We start from the raw sequence: 15103 nt of genomic DNA on the forward strand, positions 1-15103 counted from the left end.
CTGTATATTTTTATGGCTACCTTTATAGGGTTAATTATGAACAGTAAATGTCAACAGATCCTAGATTATTAATGAAATGAGAGGAAATTTTTCCTATATGAAAATAAGTAATAATAATTGAAGATTTTCATCATTATTACTTTAAATTTAATCGAATGCTATAAATACTGAGATCCGTGAAACTTTGACAGGCTTATCAATAAAACCGCTATGAAATATGTATAAAAAGCATTTTATTGATAGGTTCAATCTCGCTATCCTTGCCAGCGATATAATAGAAACTACTAGCTGTACGCCATGTATTTATATACTGATTTCGATCAGCAACTGATTAATGAACGTGTTGCACAGTTCCGTGACCAAACGGAACGTTATTTAGCCGGTAAACTCACTGAAGATGAGTATCGTCCGCTTCGTCTGCAAAATGGTCTGTACGTACAGCGTTATGCGCCAATGTTACGTATTGCCGTGCCATATGGTTTGATGAACTCAAAACAACTTCGTAAAGTGGCTGATTTGGCAAAAGAATATGACCGTGGCTACGCGCATATTTCGACCCGTCAAAACATCCAGTTTAACTGGCCAGCGCTTGAAAACGTGCCAGATATGTTGGCTGAACTGGCGACTGTGCAAATGCATGCGATTCAGACTTCAGGTAACTGTATCCGTAATACCACGACGGACCAGTATGCAGGTGTGGTTGCAGGTGAAATTGCCGATCCACGTCCGACTTGTGAATTGATCCGTCAATGGTCAACCTTCCATCCGGAATTTGCTTTCTTGCCACGTAAATTCAAGATTGCAGTCTCTGCGCTTGAAGAAACTGACCGTGCAGCCACTGCATTCCACGATATCGGTGTGTATATTGTGCGTAATGAAGCAGGCGAAATGGGCTATAAAATCAAAGTCGGTGGTGGTCTCGGCCGTACGCCAGTGATTGGTAGCTTTATCCGTGAGTTCTTGCCGCGTGAAGACCTGATTGCTTATCTGGAAGCAGTCCTTCGTGTGTATAACTTGCATGGCCGTCGCGACAACAAATATAAAGCACGTATCAAGATTCTGGTAAAAGCTTTAACACCAGCAGTATTTGCCGAGAAAGTTGAAGCTGAATTTGAGCATACGATTAAAACACTGAAAATCGATACAGACACCTTGGCGAAAATGGATGAGAACTTCACGCCATTCGATTATCAAGATTATGCAGATGAAGATTTCACTGAATTGTTCGCGCAATATCCGAAATTCAAACAGTGGTTCAATATCAATACCAATGCACATAAAGTGAAAGGTTATCGTATTGTGACGATTTCACTGAAACGTGCCGGAATTGCACCGGGTGATGTCAGCACCGAAGAAATGAACCTGATTGCAGACCTTGCCGATCAGTACACTTTCGGTGAGCTGCGTACCACGCATGAACAAAACATTTCCCTGGTCGATGTACCACAAAAAGATTTGTTCGCTGTATGGCAAACCCTTGACCAAAATAACCTGGCACGTGCGCATATCGGTTTCTTGACCGACATCATCTGCTGCCCAGGCGGTGACTTCTGTTCATTGGCCAATGCGAAATCCATTCCGATTTCTGAAGCGATTTCCCGCCGTTTTGATGATCTGGATACGATTTATAACCTAGGTAAACTGGATCTGAATATTTCAGGTTGTATGAATGCCTGTGGTCATCACCACGTGGGTAACATCGGTATTTTAGGTGTAGACAAGAAAGGTGCAGAATTCTACCAGATCACTTTAGGCGGTAATGCCGATCATGATGCTTCGATTGGTGACATTCTTGGCCCATCATTTGCAGCCGAAGTCGTGCCGGATATCGTAGAAGAAATTCTGAATACTTATCTTGATCTGCGTCAGGATGGTGAAGAGTTTATCGATACTTATCGCCGTGTCGGCATTCAACCATTTAAGGAGCGTGCATATGCTTAATACCGCACTTCAAGTACTCTCTAAAGATGGCACGATTGCAGACAATACCTATCAATTGATGGGTGAAGATGGTGTTTTGCCTCAGGGTGATGTGGTATTAACTGTTGAACAGTTAGATCAAATTACCAATGTGACAGGCAAAAAAGCATTGTACTTAACTGTAGATGCTTCGCCTGAAACCAATGATTTTCCGCTCGATCAGCTCGATGCAATCTTTATTGAGTTTGCCGGTTTTAATGATGGCCGTGGTTATTCATTTGCAGCACTTCTTCGCCGTCAGGGTTTCCAGGGCGAATTGCGTGCTACTGGAGATGTATTCAAAGATGTACTGAATTACATGAAGCGTTCTGGTTTCGATACTTTTGTGATTAAAGAAGGTAAGGATATTCAGGAAGCTGCTGCTGGTTTGAATGATTTCAGAAATCCGTATCAGGCATCGACTGCGGTTGCACAGGCACATTATCAAACAGGTGCATAATTTAAATTAAGTTACTGTCAAAAAGCCGGATTGATTCCGGCTTTTTTATGTCTTGATAAAAACCTTTAATTTTCTTCAAGTTGACAGTTGATCATCCAGTGGATTCCAAACTGATCGCTAAAGGCGGCATAAAGTGCGCCCCAAAAGGTTCTTTCTAGCGGCATCTCAATTTGACCATTCACCGATAAAGCATCAAAGAGTCGTTGTGCTTCAGCTTGTTCGCTAGCGTCTAAGTTAATGGAAATATAGTGGTTATTACCTTGCGTAAACACGGTATTGGTTTGCGCGCAAAATTGATCATTCGTATCGGATGCCATCAGTTCTGTAAATTCGTTAATGGGAAGTGAGATATGCAAGATTTTATTTTTATCCACTTCCGACAGTGTGACACCTTCTTCAGTTGGCATTTCACCATAACGACTCAGACTTGAAAATTCGCCTCCAAAAACTGATTTATAAAAGTTAAAGGCTGCTTCAGCCTGACCTTGGAAATTGAGGTAATGATTCAGTTGCATGGGAGAACTCCCTTTTTATTTTGCTTGCTTTAATCTACGCCACTTTGTGGTATTTTGCGCGAGCAAGCTTTATCAAAATGTAAGCGAAAAAAATCCTCCAGATCAGGAGGGTTTTTAACTCCCTCTCCTTATGGGAGAGGGATGGGGGTGAGGAAAGAGGTTAGAGTAATTCAATCGCTACAGCAGTTGCTTCACCACCACCAATACACAGGGCTGCAATCCCTTTTTTTCCACCGGTACGTTTTAGTGCATGAATCAAAGTCAGGATAATACGCGAACCGGTTGAACCCACAGGATGGCCGAGTGCGCATGCACCACCATTGATGTTGACTTTTTCAGGATCTAGCTTGAACTCATCCATTGGGCACATGGTGACCATGGCAAAGGCTTCATTGATTTCCCAAAGGTCGACATCAGAAGCGGTCCATCCGGTTTTATCCAGTACTTTCTGGATTGCACCGACTGGAGCAATGGTAAATTCAGATGGATGTTGAGAATTCGATGCATAGGCCACAATTTTGGCTAAAGGATTTAAACCTTTTGCTGCTGCATTGTCAGCCGAGGTAATTACTAAAGCTGATGCACCATCTGAAATCGAGCTGGCATTAGCCGCCGTAATCGTACCGTCTTTAGCAAACGCTGGACGTAAAGTTGGAATTTTATCGATGTTGGCATTAAATGGTTGCTCATCTTTATCAACAACCACATCGCCTTTACGGTTTTTAACTGTTACAGGCACGATTTCATCAGCAAAGTAGCCTTCATTGACCGCAGTTTGCGCACGCTTTAATGAGCGAATCGCAAAATCATCCATCTGCTCGCGGGTATAGCCTTTGGTATTTGCCATATCTTGGGCAAATGAACCCATCAAACGACCTGTTTCAGCATCTTCCAAGCCATCCAGAAACATATGGTCCTTGATTTCACCGTGACCCATACGGAAACCGCCACGCGCTTTTGGCAATACATAAGGTGCATTGGTCATGGATTCCATACCACCGGCAACCACGATTTCAGCAGAACCTGCTTTAATCATGTCAGCAGCCTGCATGACGGCTTTCATGCCTGAACCACATAATTTATTAATGGTCACAGCACCAGTAGAATCTGGAAGACCAGCTTGACGCATCGCTTGACGTGCAGGGCCTTGCTTTAAGCCTGCCGGAAGGACACAGCCCATAATGACTTCTTCAATATCTGCTGGTTGCAGACCCGCACGGGCAATTGCTTCTTTAATGGTGACCGCACCGAGTTCTGGCGCAGTTACACTGGCAAGACTCCCCTGGAAGCCACCCATGGCTGTACGTGCACCATTGACAATTACGATGTCAGTCATTGTTCTCTCTCCGTATGAGTTTTAATCAATTTTTCAGACTTAAGCAGTATATTGAAAAAAACTCAGGATTGAAGCGTTAAACGCAGAGAAGCATAAACTGGATAGTTCTGTTAGCAAGACGAGAGACTTTCGATCCGGATATGCCCCATTTTGCTGAGTACAATACGCTGTTGGTTAGAAAGATGGGTAGAACAATAATAAAAACTACCATTTGAACCAATCGGCAAGGCAGTGTGCGCTTGATAAGTGACACTCGGTAAACTCAAAGTTCCTCGCCAACTCAGGTTGCCGTATTTGAGGTTAAGTACATCAATATGTAAAATTTGTTCGTCTACATCCACTTGCCTATTTTTGTTTTTATCGATAAAAACCAGCATGTTCTTGTTCCATTGATTGGCTTGGCAACTGAGAGAATCTTGGCTCGGGCAGATCACAATATTTTGATGAAACACTGCAGCCTGGCTACGTGCATAGCGATTAATTTGAGATAATTTGATCGGAATATTTTTGGCTTCCTGTTTGGATCGATAGTCATGGAAGTACGGTAGGGCGATACTGACGAGAATTGCAATCATTGCAATACAGATAATTAACTCAACAATAGTGAATGCTCTTGTTATTTTTTTATACATAGAGTTACCTGATTTATATATTATTTTTATAATAAAGATGTTATTAATTATACGTTTTTTATGCTTTATTGAGCGTGTAAATCAGTGCTTACTTAAGTTTCAAGAAAGCTGTTAAATATAATTGGCAATCACAATAGGTCATTCAGAATAAAAAATTGAGTAAAAAATTACTGAATTACAACGGAAATTGTAAGTAATTTTGTCAATAATTTACTTGATTAGATTAATCAAGCACTTGGAAAAATAATAAAGTGTTTGTATGATGCCATGTGAATAGCTTAAAAATAATACTGGGGTAATAAAAAGCCTATCTCAGGATGGCCTATTACGGGCTTGAGCTTGAACAACAATTGTTATCTCTGGAGGATAAATCCATGAAAATGAGTCGTATTGCTTTAGCTATGCTTGTAGCTGCACCTTTTGCTGCTGCCAATGCAGGCGTAACTGTTACTCCGTTGATGTTAGGTTATACCTTCCAAGACACTCAGCACAACAATGGCGGTGACGATGGTGAGTTAACAACTTCTGGTCAAATGGAAGATGATTTATTTGTAGGTGCTGCTATTGGTGTTGAATTAACGCCATGGTTAGGTTTTGAAGCTGAATATAGCCAGGTTAAAGGCGATATGGCTGAGCTAGCTGGTGCTGAATACAAAGGTCAAAACATTGCAGGTAACTTCTATGCAACTTCTGATGTTTTTACTGGCAATTATGACAGCAAAGTGAAGCCATACATGCTTCTAGGTGCGGGTCACTACAAATATGAATTTGATGGTGCTACTGAAGCTCAATTAGGTCGCGTTGGTCGTGGTCTTGAAGAAGAAGGTACTCTAGGTAACGCAGGTATCGGTGCATTCTGGCATATCAACGATGCATTGGCGCTACGTACAGAAGCTCGTGGTACTTACCATTTTGACGAAAAATTCTGGAACTATACAGCACTTGCTGGTCTTAACGTAGTTCTAGGTGGCCGTTTGAAACCAGCTGCTCCTGTTGTAGAAGTTGCTCCAGTTGAGCCTGTAACTCCGGTTGCTCCAGCTCCACAAGAGTTGACTGAAGACCTGAACATGGAACTTCGTGTGTTCTTTGATACCAACAAATCAAACATCAAAGATCAATACAAACCAGAAATCGCAAAAGTTGCTGAGAAGTTAGTTGAATATCCAAATGCTACTGCTCGCATCGAAGGTCACACTGACAACACTGGTCCACGTGCATTGAACGAACGTCTATCTCTAGCGCGTGCTAACTCTGTTAAATCTTCACTTGTGAACGAATACAACGTTGATGCATCTCGTTTGTCTACTCAAGGTTTTGCTTGGGATCAACCGATTGCAGACAACAACACTAAAGAAGGTCGTGCTATGAACCGTCGTGTATTCGCGACAATCACTGGTAGCCGTACTGTTTTAGCTGAACAACCAGTTGCTCAATAATTCATTATTGAACACTCATTAAAAAGGCAGCTCTTCGGAGCTGCTTTTTTTATGTCTGTATTTTGACTACACTTAGCCTGTTAAGATGTCGTTGAGTAAAAATATGAGTGTCGAAATTCCTGAAGACTTGCAAAATCTGGAAGCCAATAGCGGAATTTTTTCGATTTGGATGATTTTTCATCATTATGGGATTGATCTGCATATTCCGGACTTGGTTCAGCTCTGTCGCCATGATCCCGAGATGGGAACTTCAACTATTGCCCTTGCTGTTGCTTTGCGGACCTTAGGACTGGATGTCACTTTTTTTAGTGAATATGATGCAGACAAACAGCCGGTTGAGCTTGAGTTTTATCAACAAGCTGAGAAACTTAAAATACCTGTGGAACAGCGTGTGATCTTTTATGCAGAGATTCAGCAGCAGGTTGAAGCGGGCTGCTTCGTGATAGTGTTCTACGACACCTTAGACGGGGTAGGCAATCATTCACTGATCTATACAATCGATGAGAACGAAATCAGTTTCTTTGACAGTTTTGATGCTATGCCAGCCCAGGTATTTGAGCAGCAGCGTCAAGCAGAAGGAATTTGCCAGCAAGTGATTGTGATTGATGATCGCAATTTTGTGATGCGTCATAGTTAATTCAAGAAATAAAAAATCAGCCCGTAAGCTGATTTTTTTAATGAATAATTTTTTATTCCTGATCAAGTTTCATCGGCTGCACATCCATCTCTTGATAAGAGACCAGTTTGGTTTTTTTCTTCCATTTGTAGCCGAACCAAATCGCTAGGAATAGCGGAATACTGATATAGGTCGATAACACACCCATCCATTGACCGGCCAAAACATCCTGATAGTTCTGTCCGAGAACAACAATCGCACACAGGATAAATGCAAACCAAGGAGCAAAAGGAAAGAATTTAGCGCGATAAGCCAGATCTTCCAGTTTATATCCTTGAGCCAAATAACCTTTGCGGAAGCGGTAATGTGAAATGGCAATCCCGAGCCAGACAATAAAGCCACACATCCCTGACATGTTTAGCAGCCAGTTAAAGACTTCCTGTTCACCAAAGAAAGTAGTCAGGAAGCATAGAGCTGCGATCGCCGTAGTGGCATAGAGTGCATTCATTGGCACACCACGCGGGTCCAGACGCGCAAACATTTTAGGTGCACTGCCTTTACGCGACATATCAAACAGCATACGGGTAGATGAATACATGCCAGAATTACCCGCAGATAGAATAGCGGTCAGGATCACTGCATTCATGATACTGGCGGCAAAGGCAAAACCGGCTTTTTCATACAATAAGGTGAATGGCGAAAGCGCAATATTATCTGTTGCAGCGGCCTGTAATAAACGTGGGTCATTATAGGCAATCAAGGTGCCGATAATGAAAATACACACGATATAAAACAGAAGGATACGCCAGAAAATCTGTTTGATGGCGACCGGAATGGTTTTCTTTGGATCTTTCGATTCACCTGCCGCCACACCGACCATTTCGGTACCCTGGAAAGAGAATCCGGCAATCATCGCCACGCCAATTAATGCCTGGAAACCACCGACAAAGGGTGCATCACCAATGCTCCAGTTGGCAAATGCTTCTGCACCCGGGGTCAGCATGATCTTCACGATCATCCAGATCCCGATGATGATAAAAGCAATGATCGCGAGAACTTTAACCAGAGAAAAGAAAAATTCAGATTCGCCAAAGCCTTTTACCGTCAGGGCATTAATCCCGAAAATAATGGCCAGGAAAATGGCACTCCAGTACACGCCCGGAATATCTGGAAACCAGAATTTCATAATAAACTGAACGGCAACCAGCTCAAAAGCCACGGTAATGGCCCAGTTGTACCAGTAGTTCCAGCCCAGAGCGAAACCAAAACCACCTTCGACATATTTGGTGCCGTAAGTGAAAAATGCACCTGAGGTCGGGTTGTGTGTGGCAAGCTCGCCTAGACTGGTCATCAGGAAATAAATCATGATCCCAATCAGTATATATGCAAGTAGTGCACCACCTGGTCCAGCGTTGGCAATGGTCGCCCCTGAGGCCAGGAATAAACCTGTACCAATGGATCCGCCAATGGCAATCATATTCAGATGACGAGCACCCAGCTTACGCTGCAGCTGCATCGTGTTTTGCGTTTCGCTCATCATGATTCCTTAACATTTTTTTGAGTGCTGGCGAAGAGCACTTTAAAGCCTTGTTGATCCGCTTTTACTGTGCAGCGACCAAAGTTTTGTTCAATCAGGGTCGGGTAGTTCAAGAAACGGTTAGCCACGATCCAAAGCTCACCGCCTGATTTTAAATGACGACGCGAGGTTTTACACAAGGTTTCGCTTGCCGTGTAATCGGTCTCGATTCCCAGATGAAAAGGCGGATTACTCACAATGGCATGCAAGAACAAGGGTGCATCCTCAATGCCTTTAACCGCTTTGATTTCAATCTGTTCAGGAATGAGCTGGTTTTCTTCAAAGGTCATTTGTGTGGAGGCTAGCGCAAAGGCATCGACATCCATGGCAAAAATCCGGTTTTTCGGATTCAACTTTGCCAGATACGCACTAATTACACCTGCGCCACACCCAAAGTCGGCAATTTTACCTGAAGTGACTTGTGACAAATAAGGTAATAGGGTGGCAGTTCCTACATCCAAACGGTTTTGACTAAAGACGCCTGGAAGTGCACAAATATTCAGGTCGCCATTTGGTGTCGATACGGTATAACGCTGTGCCCAGTCTGCAAGTGCTTTTTTCTCGACCGTATGTTCTAGAACCAATTGCCAAAGCTGGCAATGACGCGCGCTGTCAAGTTTGAGTGTTTTACCAAAAGGCTGCAACTGTTTGGCTGCGCGTTCTATCCCGCCTTTCTTTTCACCGACCAGAAAAACACTGCTACCCGGTTTAAGCTGCGCTGCCACGGTGTGCAGTAAATAATTCAACAGTTCTTTAGACTTGGGTACAAAAATAACTGCCTGATCAAACTCAGCTTCAGGCATCTCTGCACCAAAATGCACATCTGCTTGTTGTGACTGGAAATATTGAAAATCGTTAAAATTCCATGTCCAGACAGCGGGATTGATAGAGGCATCGAATTCAGCGAGCAGATCATCTGTTGGTGCATTAATCAGTAAGATGCGACCCGACAAAAAATCATATTGTCTTAATAAAACTTCGCTTTTAGGATCCATAGGTATCTCTCCAATATAAAGAACACTGCCTAAGTCTGACCTAGACAGTGTTCTTTGGACATGAAATTACTTCTTTGTTTCAGGAAGTACTACATTCAGAATAAGGGCAGCGATACCACCAGTAGCAACGCCTGAGCTAAAGATATTACGGAATAACTCAGGAAGATGTTCAAGAATTTGTGGAACTTGTGCAACACCTAAACCCAGTGCTAATGAAATCGCAATAATCAGCAGGGCACGACGGTCCAGATGGACACCAGACAGAATGTTAATACCAGAGGCTGCGACTGCACCAAACATCACCATCACTGCACCACCCAGTACCGCTTGCGGAACGGCCTGAATAATACCAGCAACTGCAGGCAACAAACCAAGAATAACCAGCAAAGCAGCAATCCAGATGCCGACATAACGACTCGCTACACCCGTCAACTGAATTACACCATTGTTCTGTGCAAATACTGAACTTGGGAAGGTGTTAAAAATACCGGCAAGGAATGAATTCGCGCCATTCACCAGTACACCGCCTTTAATGCGCTGCATCCATTTTGGACCATCAACTGGCTGGTTGGAAAGCTTTGAAGTCGCAGTGATATCACCAATCGCTTCTAAAGACGTCACCAGATAAATGAATGCCATCGGAATAAACAGACTCCAGGAGAAGCTTAAACCGAAATGCATTGGGGTTGGAATCTGTACCAGTGGTGCATCTTTCAGACCAGAGAAATCCAGATGGCCCATAAAGCCTGCCAGAACATAACCACAGATCAGGGCGATCAAAATGGCAGAACTTTTTACCCAGGTAATCCGGATACGGTTCAGAATAATAATCAACGCCAAGACGGTACAAGACATGATCAGGTTGTCAGCATTGGCAAAAGTTTTATCGCTCATGGCCTGATAACCACCGCCCATACTGATTAAACCTTCTTTAATTAAGGTCAAACCAATCAGCAGCACGACAATACCGGTGACCAAAGGGGTAATCAGTTTTTTGATCCAAGGCAGAATTTGTGACACGCCCATTTCAATAAATGCACCTGCAATCACCACACCAAAAATAGAAGCCATGACTGCTTCTACAGGTGTGCCTGCAGCCACCATGGCTGAACCAATACCAATAATTGGACCGATGAAGTTAAAGCTGGTTCCTTGGACAATCAGCAGACCGGCACCAAATGGCCCCACTTTTTTAGACTGTAAAAAAGTCGCGATACCCGAGATCACCAAGGACATGGACAAAATCATGTTGGTGTCTTCTTTGGAAACACCGAGCGCCAAACAAATCAGCAGGCCAGGGGTCACAATCGGGACAATAATCGCCAGTAAGTGCTGGAATGCAGCTAAAAAAGCAATTAATGGTTTTGGTCGATCTTCCAGACCATATACCAGGTCAAGTTGATCTTTAGAAGGAGGAGATTGATTAAAATCAGACATGTGTCAATGCAAATTAAGGCTGGGTGGCGCTATTCTAATCGAGTTACACGTCTTTACAAAATCAAAAAAGCCTCAACGGAGCAAAAAAAGTTGAGGAGTGTGGTTACAGTGACTATAAAAGTTTTGTATTTTTCTGTATAATTTGCCCTCAAATTACATACGCATTGAATTTACATGTCAGATATTAAAACTCTCCGTAACATCGCCATTATTGCGCACGTCGATCATGGTAAAACCACTCTTGTAGACAAACTTTTGCAACAATCAGGTGCTCTCGGTGATCGCGCGGGTGAGATCGAGCGTGTCATGGATTCTGGCGCTATTGAAAGCGAACGTGGTATTACCATTCTTGCAAAAAACACTGCAATCAAATGGTTAGATGAACGTACCAATACTGAATACCGCATTAACATCGTGGACACCCCGGGACACGCCGACTTCGGTGGTGAAGTTGAACGTGTAATGTCGATGGTTGACTGCGTACTTCTTCTTGTAGACTCACAAGAAGGCCCGATGCCACAAACTCGTTTCGTAACGCAAAAAGCGTTCGCACGTGGTTTGAAACCAATCGTGATTATTAACAAAGTCGACAAGCCAAGCGCGCGTCCAGACTGGGTAATTGACCAAGTATTTGATTTGTTCGATAACTTGGGTGCTTCTGACGAACAGTTAGACTTCCCAGTTGTTTATGCTTCAGGCCTTCGTGGTGTTGCTGGTCCTTCTCCAGAAGAACTTGCTGAAGATATGACTCCGTTGTTCCAAACGATCGTAGACATCGTTGAACCACCAGCGGTTGACGTTGACGGTCCATTCCAAATGCAAGTATCTTCACTTGACTATAACAGCTTCGTAGGCGTTATCGGTATTGGTCGTATCCAACGCGGTTCAGTGAAATTAAACACACAAGTAACTGTAATCGATAAAGATGGCAAAACACGTAACGGCCGTATCTTAAAAATCATGGGTTATCATGGTCTAGATCGCGTTGACGTTGAAGAAGCTTCTGCAGGCGATATCGTTTGTGTAACGGGTATCGATGCACTTAACATTTCTGACACCATCTGTGATCCGAAAAATGTTGAAGCTTTACCGCCATTGTCTGTAGATGAACCTACAGTATCGATGACATTCCAGGTAAACAACTCACCGTTTGCTGGTAAAGAAGGTAAGTTCGTAACTTCACGTAATATCCGTGAACGTCTAGACCGCGAATTGATTCACAACGTAGCATTACGTGTTGAAGATACTGACAGTCCAGACCGTTTCAAAGTATCTGGTCGTGGTGAGCTTCACCTTTCAGTTCTGATTGAAAACATGCGTCGCGAAGGCTTCGAAATGGGCGTATCTCGTCCACAAGTAATCATCAAAGAAATTGATGGTGAAAAACAAGAGCCATACGAAAACGTTACTTTTGACGTTGAAGAACAGCATCAAGGCGCTGTAATGGAACAAATGGGTCACCGTAAAGGCGAAATGACCAATATGGAAGTCGACGGTAAAGGCCGTATCCGTATTGAAGCCACTGTTCCTTCACGCGGTCTGATTGGTTTCCGTTCTGAATTCCTGACCATGACTTCTGGTACAGGGATCATGACGTCTAGCTTCTCGCACTACGGTCCAATGAAGCAAGGTACTGTTGCAAAACGTCAAAACGGTGTATTGATTTCTATGGTTCAAGGTACTTGCTTGGGCTATGCACTGTTCACACTTCAAGACCGTGGTCGTCTATTCGCGAAACCACAGTTAGAAGTTTATGAAGGTATGATCATCGGTATTAACTCTCGTTCAGACGACATGACAGTTAACCCGACTAAAGCAAAACAGTTAACGAACGTACGTGCTTCTGGTACTGATGATGCGTTAACGCTGGTTCCTGCGATTGAATATACACTTGAGCAAGCGCTTGAGTTTATTGAAGATGATGAACTAGTAGAAGTAACACCTAAGTCAATCCGTATCCGTAAGCGTTTCTTGACTGAAAACGAACGTAAACGTAACCGTTCAGGTAAATAATCGCTAGATTATTTCGGGTTTTCAAAAACCGTAATTTTTTCGAAGATTACGGTTTTTTTATATTTACGTTATGCTTAAATCATAATTTACTAAAACGCATTAAATTAAGTCAAAATTAAAAGTATTTACTCAGGTATAATTTGACCCAAAACTTGAAAATAAAATATGGGAGCAGTTATGAGTATTATTCAAGAATTTAAAGAGTTTGCGATCAAAGGCAATATGATGGATCTAGCGATTGGTGTCATCATCGGTGGTGCTTTTAGCAAGATCATCGATTCATTGGTGAAAGACATCATTATGCCTTTAATTACCGTGATCACCGGTGGTGGCGTCGATTTTACGCAAAAATTCTTTATCTTAGGAAGAAACCCAGACAATTTACAATCTTTGGATGCCTTGACTAAGGCGGGTGTGAATGTACTGACTTATGGTAACTTTTTAACGATTTTAATTAACTTCTTAATTTTGGCTTGGGTCGTATTTTTATTGGTGAAATTCATGAACCGTTTACGTAAACAAGAAGGCCCAGTCGAGGAAACTCCGACTACTCCAGCCGATATTGAATTGCTGCGTGAAATTCGTGATGAATTGAAAAAGCGTCCACCTCAAGTCTAATTTTTCTAATCCTCCTAAATCCCCCTTTTATAAAGGGGGAACTCCTCCCTTTGTCAAAGGGAGGTAAGGAGGGATTTATAAATATTAAAAATCCATCCGAAACTTGATTTCGACCAAATGAAAACCAAACTGGCTTTTGACCGGGCCATGTAATACACGTTCAGCGGCAGTAAATACCAGTTTATCAATCACTGGAACCAGTTGGCCTTTCTTCACTTCACCTAGCTCACCGCCACGTTTGGCAGAATTACAGGTTGAATACTGTTTTGCGATTTTATTAAAGTCGGCACCACTTAAAATCTTTTTTTTAAGCTGCTCAGCGGTTTCTTTATCTTTAACTAGAATATGACGCACAATGGCTGTTTTCATGACTTTTTCCCTCGTACAGTTGCCACTTTTTTGACAGGGAGATGGATCTTTTTCAAAGGTTGGCATTCAGGACAAAAAACTGAAGCCCGTTGCCCCAATTTAATATTTTCAAGCGTGGTCTCGCAGTTCACACACATTTCACCGGCACGGCCATAAGCTAGCAGGGTTTGCTGAAAATAGCCATTTTCGCCCATGGCATTGGTGTAGTCTCTTAAGGTTGAACCACCCAGATCAATTGCCTGTTTCAAAATGCGCTTAATTTCCAGCACTAACTTTTCAATCTGCATCAAGCTTAAAGTCGAGGCCGGTTGCGCCGGATGAATCCCCAGATTAAACAGACTTTCAGTCGCATAAATATTGCCTACGCCCACCACCACATGGTTATCCATAATTGCAACTTTGGTGCCAACATTTTTATTCTTCAATTTTTCAAATAAATACTTGGCATTAAAGTTCTCGCTTAAGGGCTCTGGCCCCAGCGTATCGATCAATTTGCTTTGTGATTGTGCATCCAGCCAAAGAATGCAGCCAAAACGACGAGGGTCATGATAACGCAGTTCGATATCATCAAACTGAATGATCAGATGGTCATGTTTGCGTAATTCTTCATTGCCATCGCATAGACGGAAACTCCCCGACATGCCCAAATGCCAGAGCATAGTGTCGTGTTCAAACTCCGCCAGAATATATTTAGAACGGCGAGTGAGCTTCAGTAATTTTTGCCCCACCAGCTTTTCTATATTCTCCGGAATAGGCCAGCGCAAACTTGACTGACGCACTTCAACATGTTTTACGCATTGTTCCAATAAAGGCAATAAACTGGTTTTGGTGGTTTCAACTTCTGGTAATTCAGGCATAACACATCAATGGCGAGGGAGATGCAGCTAATATTGGGTGAATTGGCCGGGATTGCAAGCGTTAATCGGGGTGAAATCGCTGGAAAATGACTGGGTATTTCATCTTTATTTAAGCTGTAATTGTTTAAAGAATAAACTAGGTTTCTATGTTTTTATAACAAATTTTCTTAGGAGAAAATCACATAGAAAATATCAATAAATTATAAGTTAATGAAAAATATATAAATAATTTTAAATTGTTAAAATAAAAATTATATTTTTATGTTTAAGGCATAACTAAAAGT

At 42.5% G+C, this 15103-nt stretch carries 14 protein-coding genes; 6 read left to right on the forward strand and 8 right to left on the reverse strand.

Translation table 11 applies throughout. The features are described from left to right. Positions 1 to 297 precede the first annotated feature (297 nt). Positions 298 to 1941: a nitrite/sulfite reductase gene (locus tag Q9R21_RS12310; RefSeq protein WP_222110713.1), complete on the forward strand. Its 1644-nt coding sequence runs from the start codon at positions 298 to 300 to the stop codon at positions 1939 to 1941. Continuing rightward, entirely contained in the window at positions 1934 to 2419 is a 486-nt protein-coding gene (locus Q9R21_RS12315; protein WP_005106136.1) for a DUF934 domain-containing protein, read from the forward strand. Before Q9R21_RS12310 ends, Q9R21_RS12315 begins: the two co-directional genes overlap by 8 nt. Positions 2420 to 2484: 65 nt before the next feature. On the opposite strand, the gene Q9R21_RS12320 is transcribed toward Q9R21_RS12315, so the two are convergent. From Q9R21_RS12320 to Q9R21_RS12330, 3 genes are all read right to left on the reverse strand, one after another. Further along, positions 2485 to 2934, reverse strand: coding sequence for a VOC family protein (locus Q9R21_RS12320; RefSeq protein ID WP_004281708.1), 450 nt, complete (start codon positions 2932 to 2934; stop codon positions 2485 to 2487). Between the two features lie 160 nt (positions 2935 to 3094). Next, the gene (locus tag Q9R21_RS12325; RefSeq protein ID WP_004281709.1) at positions 3095 to 4270 is read right to left on the reverse strand and encodes a thiolase family protein; all 1176 of its coding nucleotides are present in this window, start codon (positions 4268 to 4270) and stop codon (positions 3095 to 3097) included. A gap of 110 nt (positions 4271 to 4380) precedes the next feature. After that, entirely contained in the window at positions 4381 to 4902 is a 522-nt protein-coding gene (locus Q9R21_RS12330) for a GspH/FimT family pseudopilin (protein ID WP_311204597.1), read from the reverse strand. Positions 4903 to 5276: 374 nt separating this feature from the next. Between Q9R21_RS12330 and omp38 the strand changes: the two genes are divergently transcribed. After that, positions 5277 to 6338, forward strand: a complete 1062-nt coding sequence (gene omp38 / locus Q9R21_RS12335; RefSeq protein ID WP_213687617.1) for an outer membrane protein Omp38 — start codon at positions 5277 to 5279, stop codon at positions 6336 to 6338. 103 nt (positions 6339 to 6441) lie between these two features. Further along, entirely contained in the window at positions 6442 to 6975 is a 534-nt protein-coding gene (locus Q9R21_RS12340; protein WP_184412456.1) for a peptidase C39, read from the forward strand. A gap of 52 nt (positions 6976 to 7027) precedes the next feature. On the opposite strand, the gene Q9R21_RS12345 is transcribed toward Q9R21_RS12340, so the two are convergent. The 3 genes from Q9R21_RS12345 to Q9R21_RS12355 all read right to left on the reverse strand — a co-directional run bounded on the left by Q9R21_RS12345 (position 7028) and on the right by Q9R21_RS12355 (position 10962). Beyond that, positions 7028 to 8491, reverse strand: coding sequence for an amino acid permease (locus Q9R21_RS12345; protein ID WP_305158054.1), 1464 nt, complete (start codon positions 8489 to 8491; stop codon positions 7028 to 7030). After that, complete coding sequence (locus Q9R21_RS12350) at positions 8491 to 9525, reverse strand: methyltransferase (protein ID WP_213687616.1); 1035 nt, start codon at positions 9523 to 9525, stop codon at positions 8491 to 8493. Before Q9R21_RS12350 ends, Q9R21_RS12345 begins: the two co-directional genes overlap by 1 nt. A 66-nt stretch (positions 9526 to 9591) precedes the next feature. Continuing rightward, positions 9592 to 10962 carry a uracil-xanthine permease family protein gene (locus Q9R21_RS12355; RefSeq protein WP_004281715.1) on the reverse strand — a complete coding sequence of 457 codons (1371 nt, stop codon included), beginning with the start codon at positions 10960 to 10962 and terminating at the stop codon, positions 9592 to 9594. Positions 10963 to 11136: 174 nt separating this feature from the next. On the opposite strand from Q9R21_RS12355, the gene typA reads away from it, so the two are divergent. Together typA and mscL are read left to right on the forward strand one after the other, a co-directional pair. Continuing rightward, positions 11137 to 12975: a translational GTPase TypA gene (typA, locus tag Q9R21_RS12360; RefSeq protein WP_004281716.1), complete on the forward strand. Its 1839-nt coding sequence runs from the start codon at positions 11137 to 11139 to the stop codon at positions 12973 to 12975. A 177-nt stretch (positions 12976 to 13152) separates the two neighbouring features. Beyond that, positions 13153 to 13593 carry a large conductance mechanosensitive channel protein MscL gene (mscL, locus tag Q9R21_RS12365; protein ID WP_004281717.1) on the forward strand — a complete coding sequence of 147 codons (441 nt, stop codon included), beginning with the start codon at positions 13153 to 13155 and terminating at the stop codon, positions 13591 to 13593. Between the two features lie 84 nt (positions 13594 to 13677). Here mscL and Q9R21_RS12370 read toward each other — a convergent pair whose 3' ends face one another. Both Q9R21_RS12370 and mutM read right to left on the reverse strand, forming a co-directional pair. Beyond that, positions 13678 to 13962, reverse strand: a complete 285-nt coding sequence (locus tag Q9R21_RS12370) for a peptidylprolyl isomerase (protein WP_004281718.1) — start codon at positions 13960 to 13962, stop codon at positions 13678 to 13680. Then, positions 13959 to 14819: a bifunctional DNA-formamidopyrimidine glycosylase/DNA-(apurinic or apyrimidinic site) lyase gene (gene mutM / locus Q9R21_RS12375; protein ID WP_311204598.1), complete on the reverse strand. Its 861-nt coding sequence runs from the start codon at positions 14817 to 14819 to the stop codon at positions 13959 to 13961. The genes Q9R21_RS12370 and mutM overlap by 4 nt, the downstream gene beginning before the upstream one ends. Between the last annotated feature and the right edge of the window lie 284 nt (positions 14820 to 15103).

The organism is Acinetobacter sp. RG5 (assembly GCF_031844265.1).
In the GTDB taxonomy this organism is placed as follows: domain Bacteria; phylum Pseudomonadota; class Gammaproteobacteria; order Pseudomonadales; family Moraxellaceae; genus Acinetobacter.

Coding starts and splice junctions, on each gene's coding strand:
- Q9R21_RS12340 (WP_184412456.1), top strand. CDS start 6,442: ATGAGTGTCGAAATTCCTGAAGACTTGCAAAATCTGGAAGCCAATAGC.
- Q9R21_RS12345 (WP_305158054.1), bottom strand. CDS start 8,491: ATGAGCGAAACGCAAAACACGATGCAGCTGCAGCGTAAGCTGGGTGCT.
- Q9R21_RS12350 (WP_213687616.1), bottom strand. CDS start 9,525: ATGGATCCTAAAAGCGAAGTTTTATTAAGACAATATGATTTTTTGTCG.
- omp38 (WP_213687617.1), top strand. CDS start 5,277: ATGAAAATGAGTCGTATTGCTTTAGCTATGCTTGTAGCTGCACCTTTT.
- Q9R21_RS12310 (WP_222110713.1), top strand. CDS start 298: ATGTATTTATATACTGATTTCGATCAGCAACTGATTAATGAACGTGTT.
- Q9R21_RS12370 (WP_004281718.1), bottom strand. CDS start 13,962: ATGAAAACAGCCATTGTGCGTCATATTCTAGTTAAAGATAAAGAAACC.
- Q9R21_RS12330 (WP_311204597.1), bottom strand. CDS start 4,902: ATGTATAAAAAAATAACAAGAGCATTCACTATTGTTGAGTTAATTATC.
- Q9R21_RS12320 (WP_004281708.1), bottom strand. CDS start 2,934: ATGCAACTGAATCATTACCTCAATTTCCAAGGTCAGGCTGAAGCAGCC.
- typA (WP_004281716.1), top strand. CDS start 11,137: ATGTCAGATATTAAAACTCTCCGTAACATCGCCATTATTGCGCACGTC.
- mscL (WP_004281717.1), top strand. CDS start 13,153: ATGAGTATTATTCAAGAATTTAAAGAGTTTGCGATCAAAGGCAATATG.
- Q9R21_RS12325 (WP_004281709.1), bottom strand. CDS start 4,270: ATGACTGACATCGTAATTGTCAATGGTGCACGTACAGCCATGGGTGGC.
- Q9R21_RS12355 (WP_004281715.1), bottom strand. CDS start 10,962: ATGTCTGATTTTAATCAATCTCCTCCTTCTAAAGATCAACTTGACCTG.
- Q9R21_RS12315 (WP_005106136.1), top strand. CDS start 1,934: ATGCTTAATACCGCACTTCAAGTACTCTCTAAAGATGGCACGATTGCA.
- mutM (WP_311204598.1), bottom strand. CDS start 14,819: ATGCCTGAATTACCAGAAGTTGAAACCACCAAAACCAGTTTATTGCCT.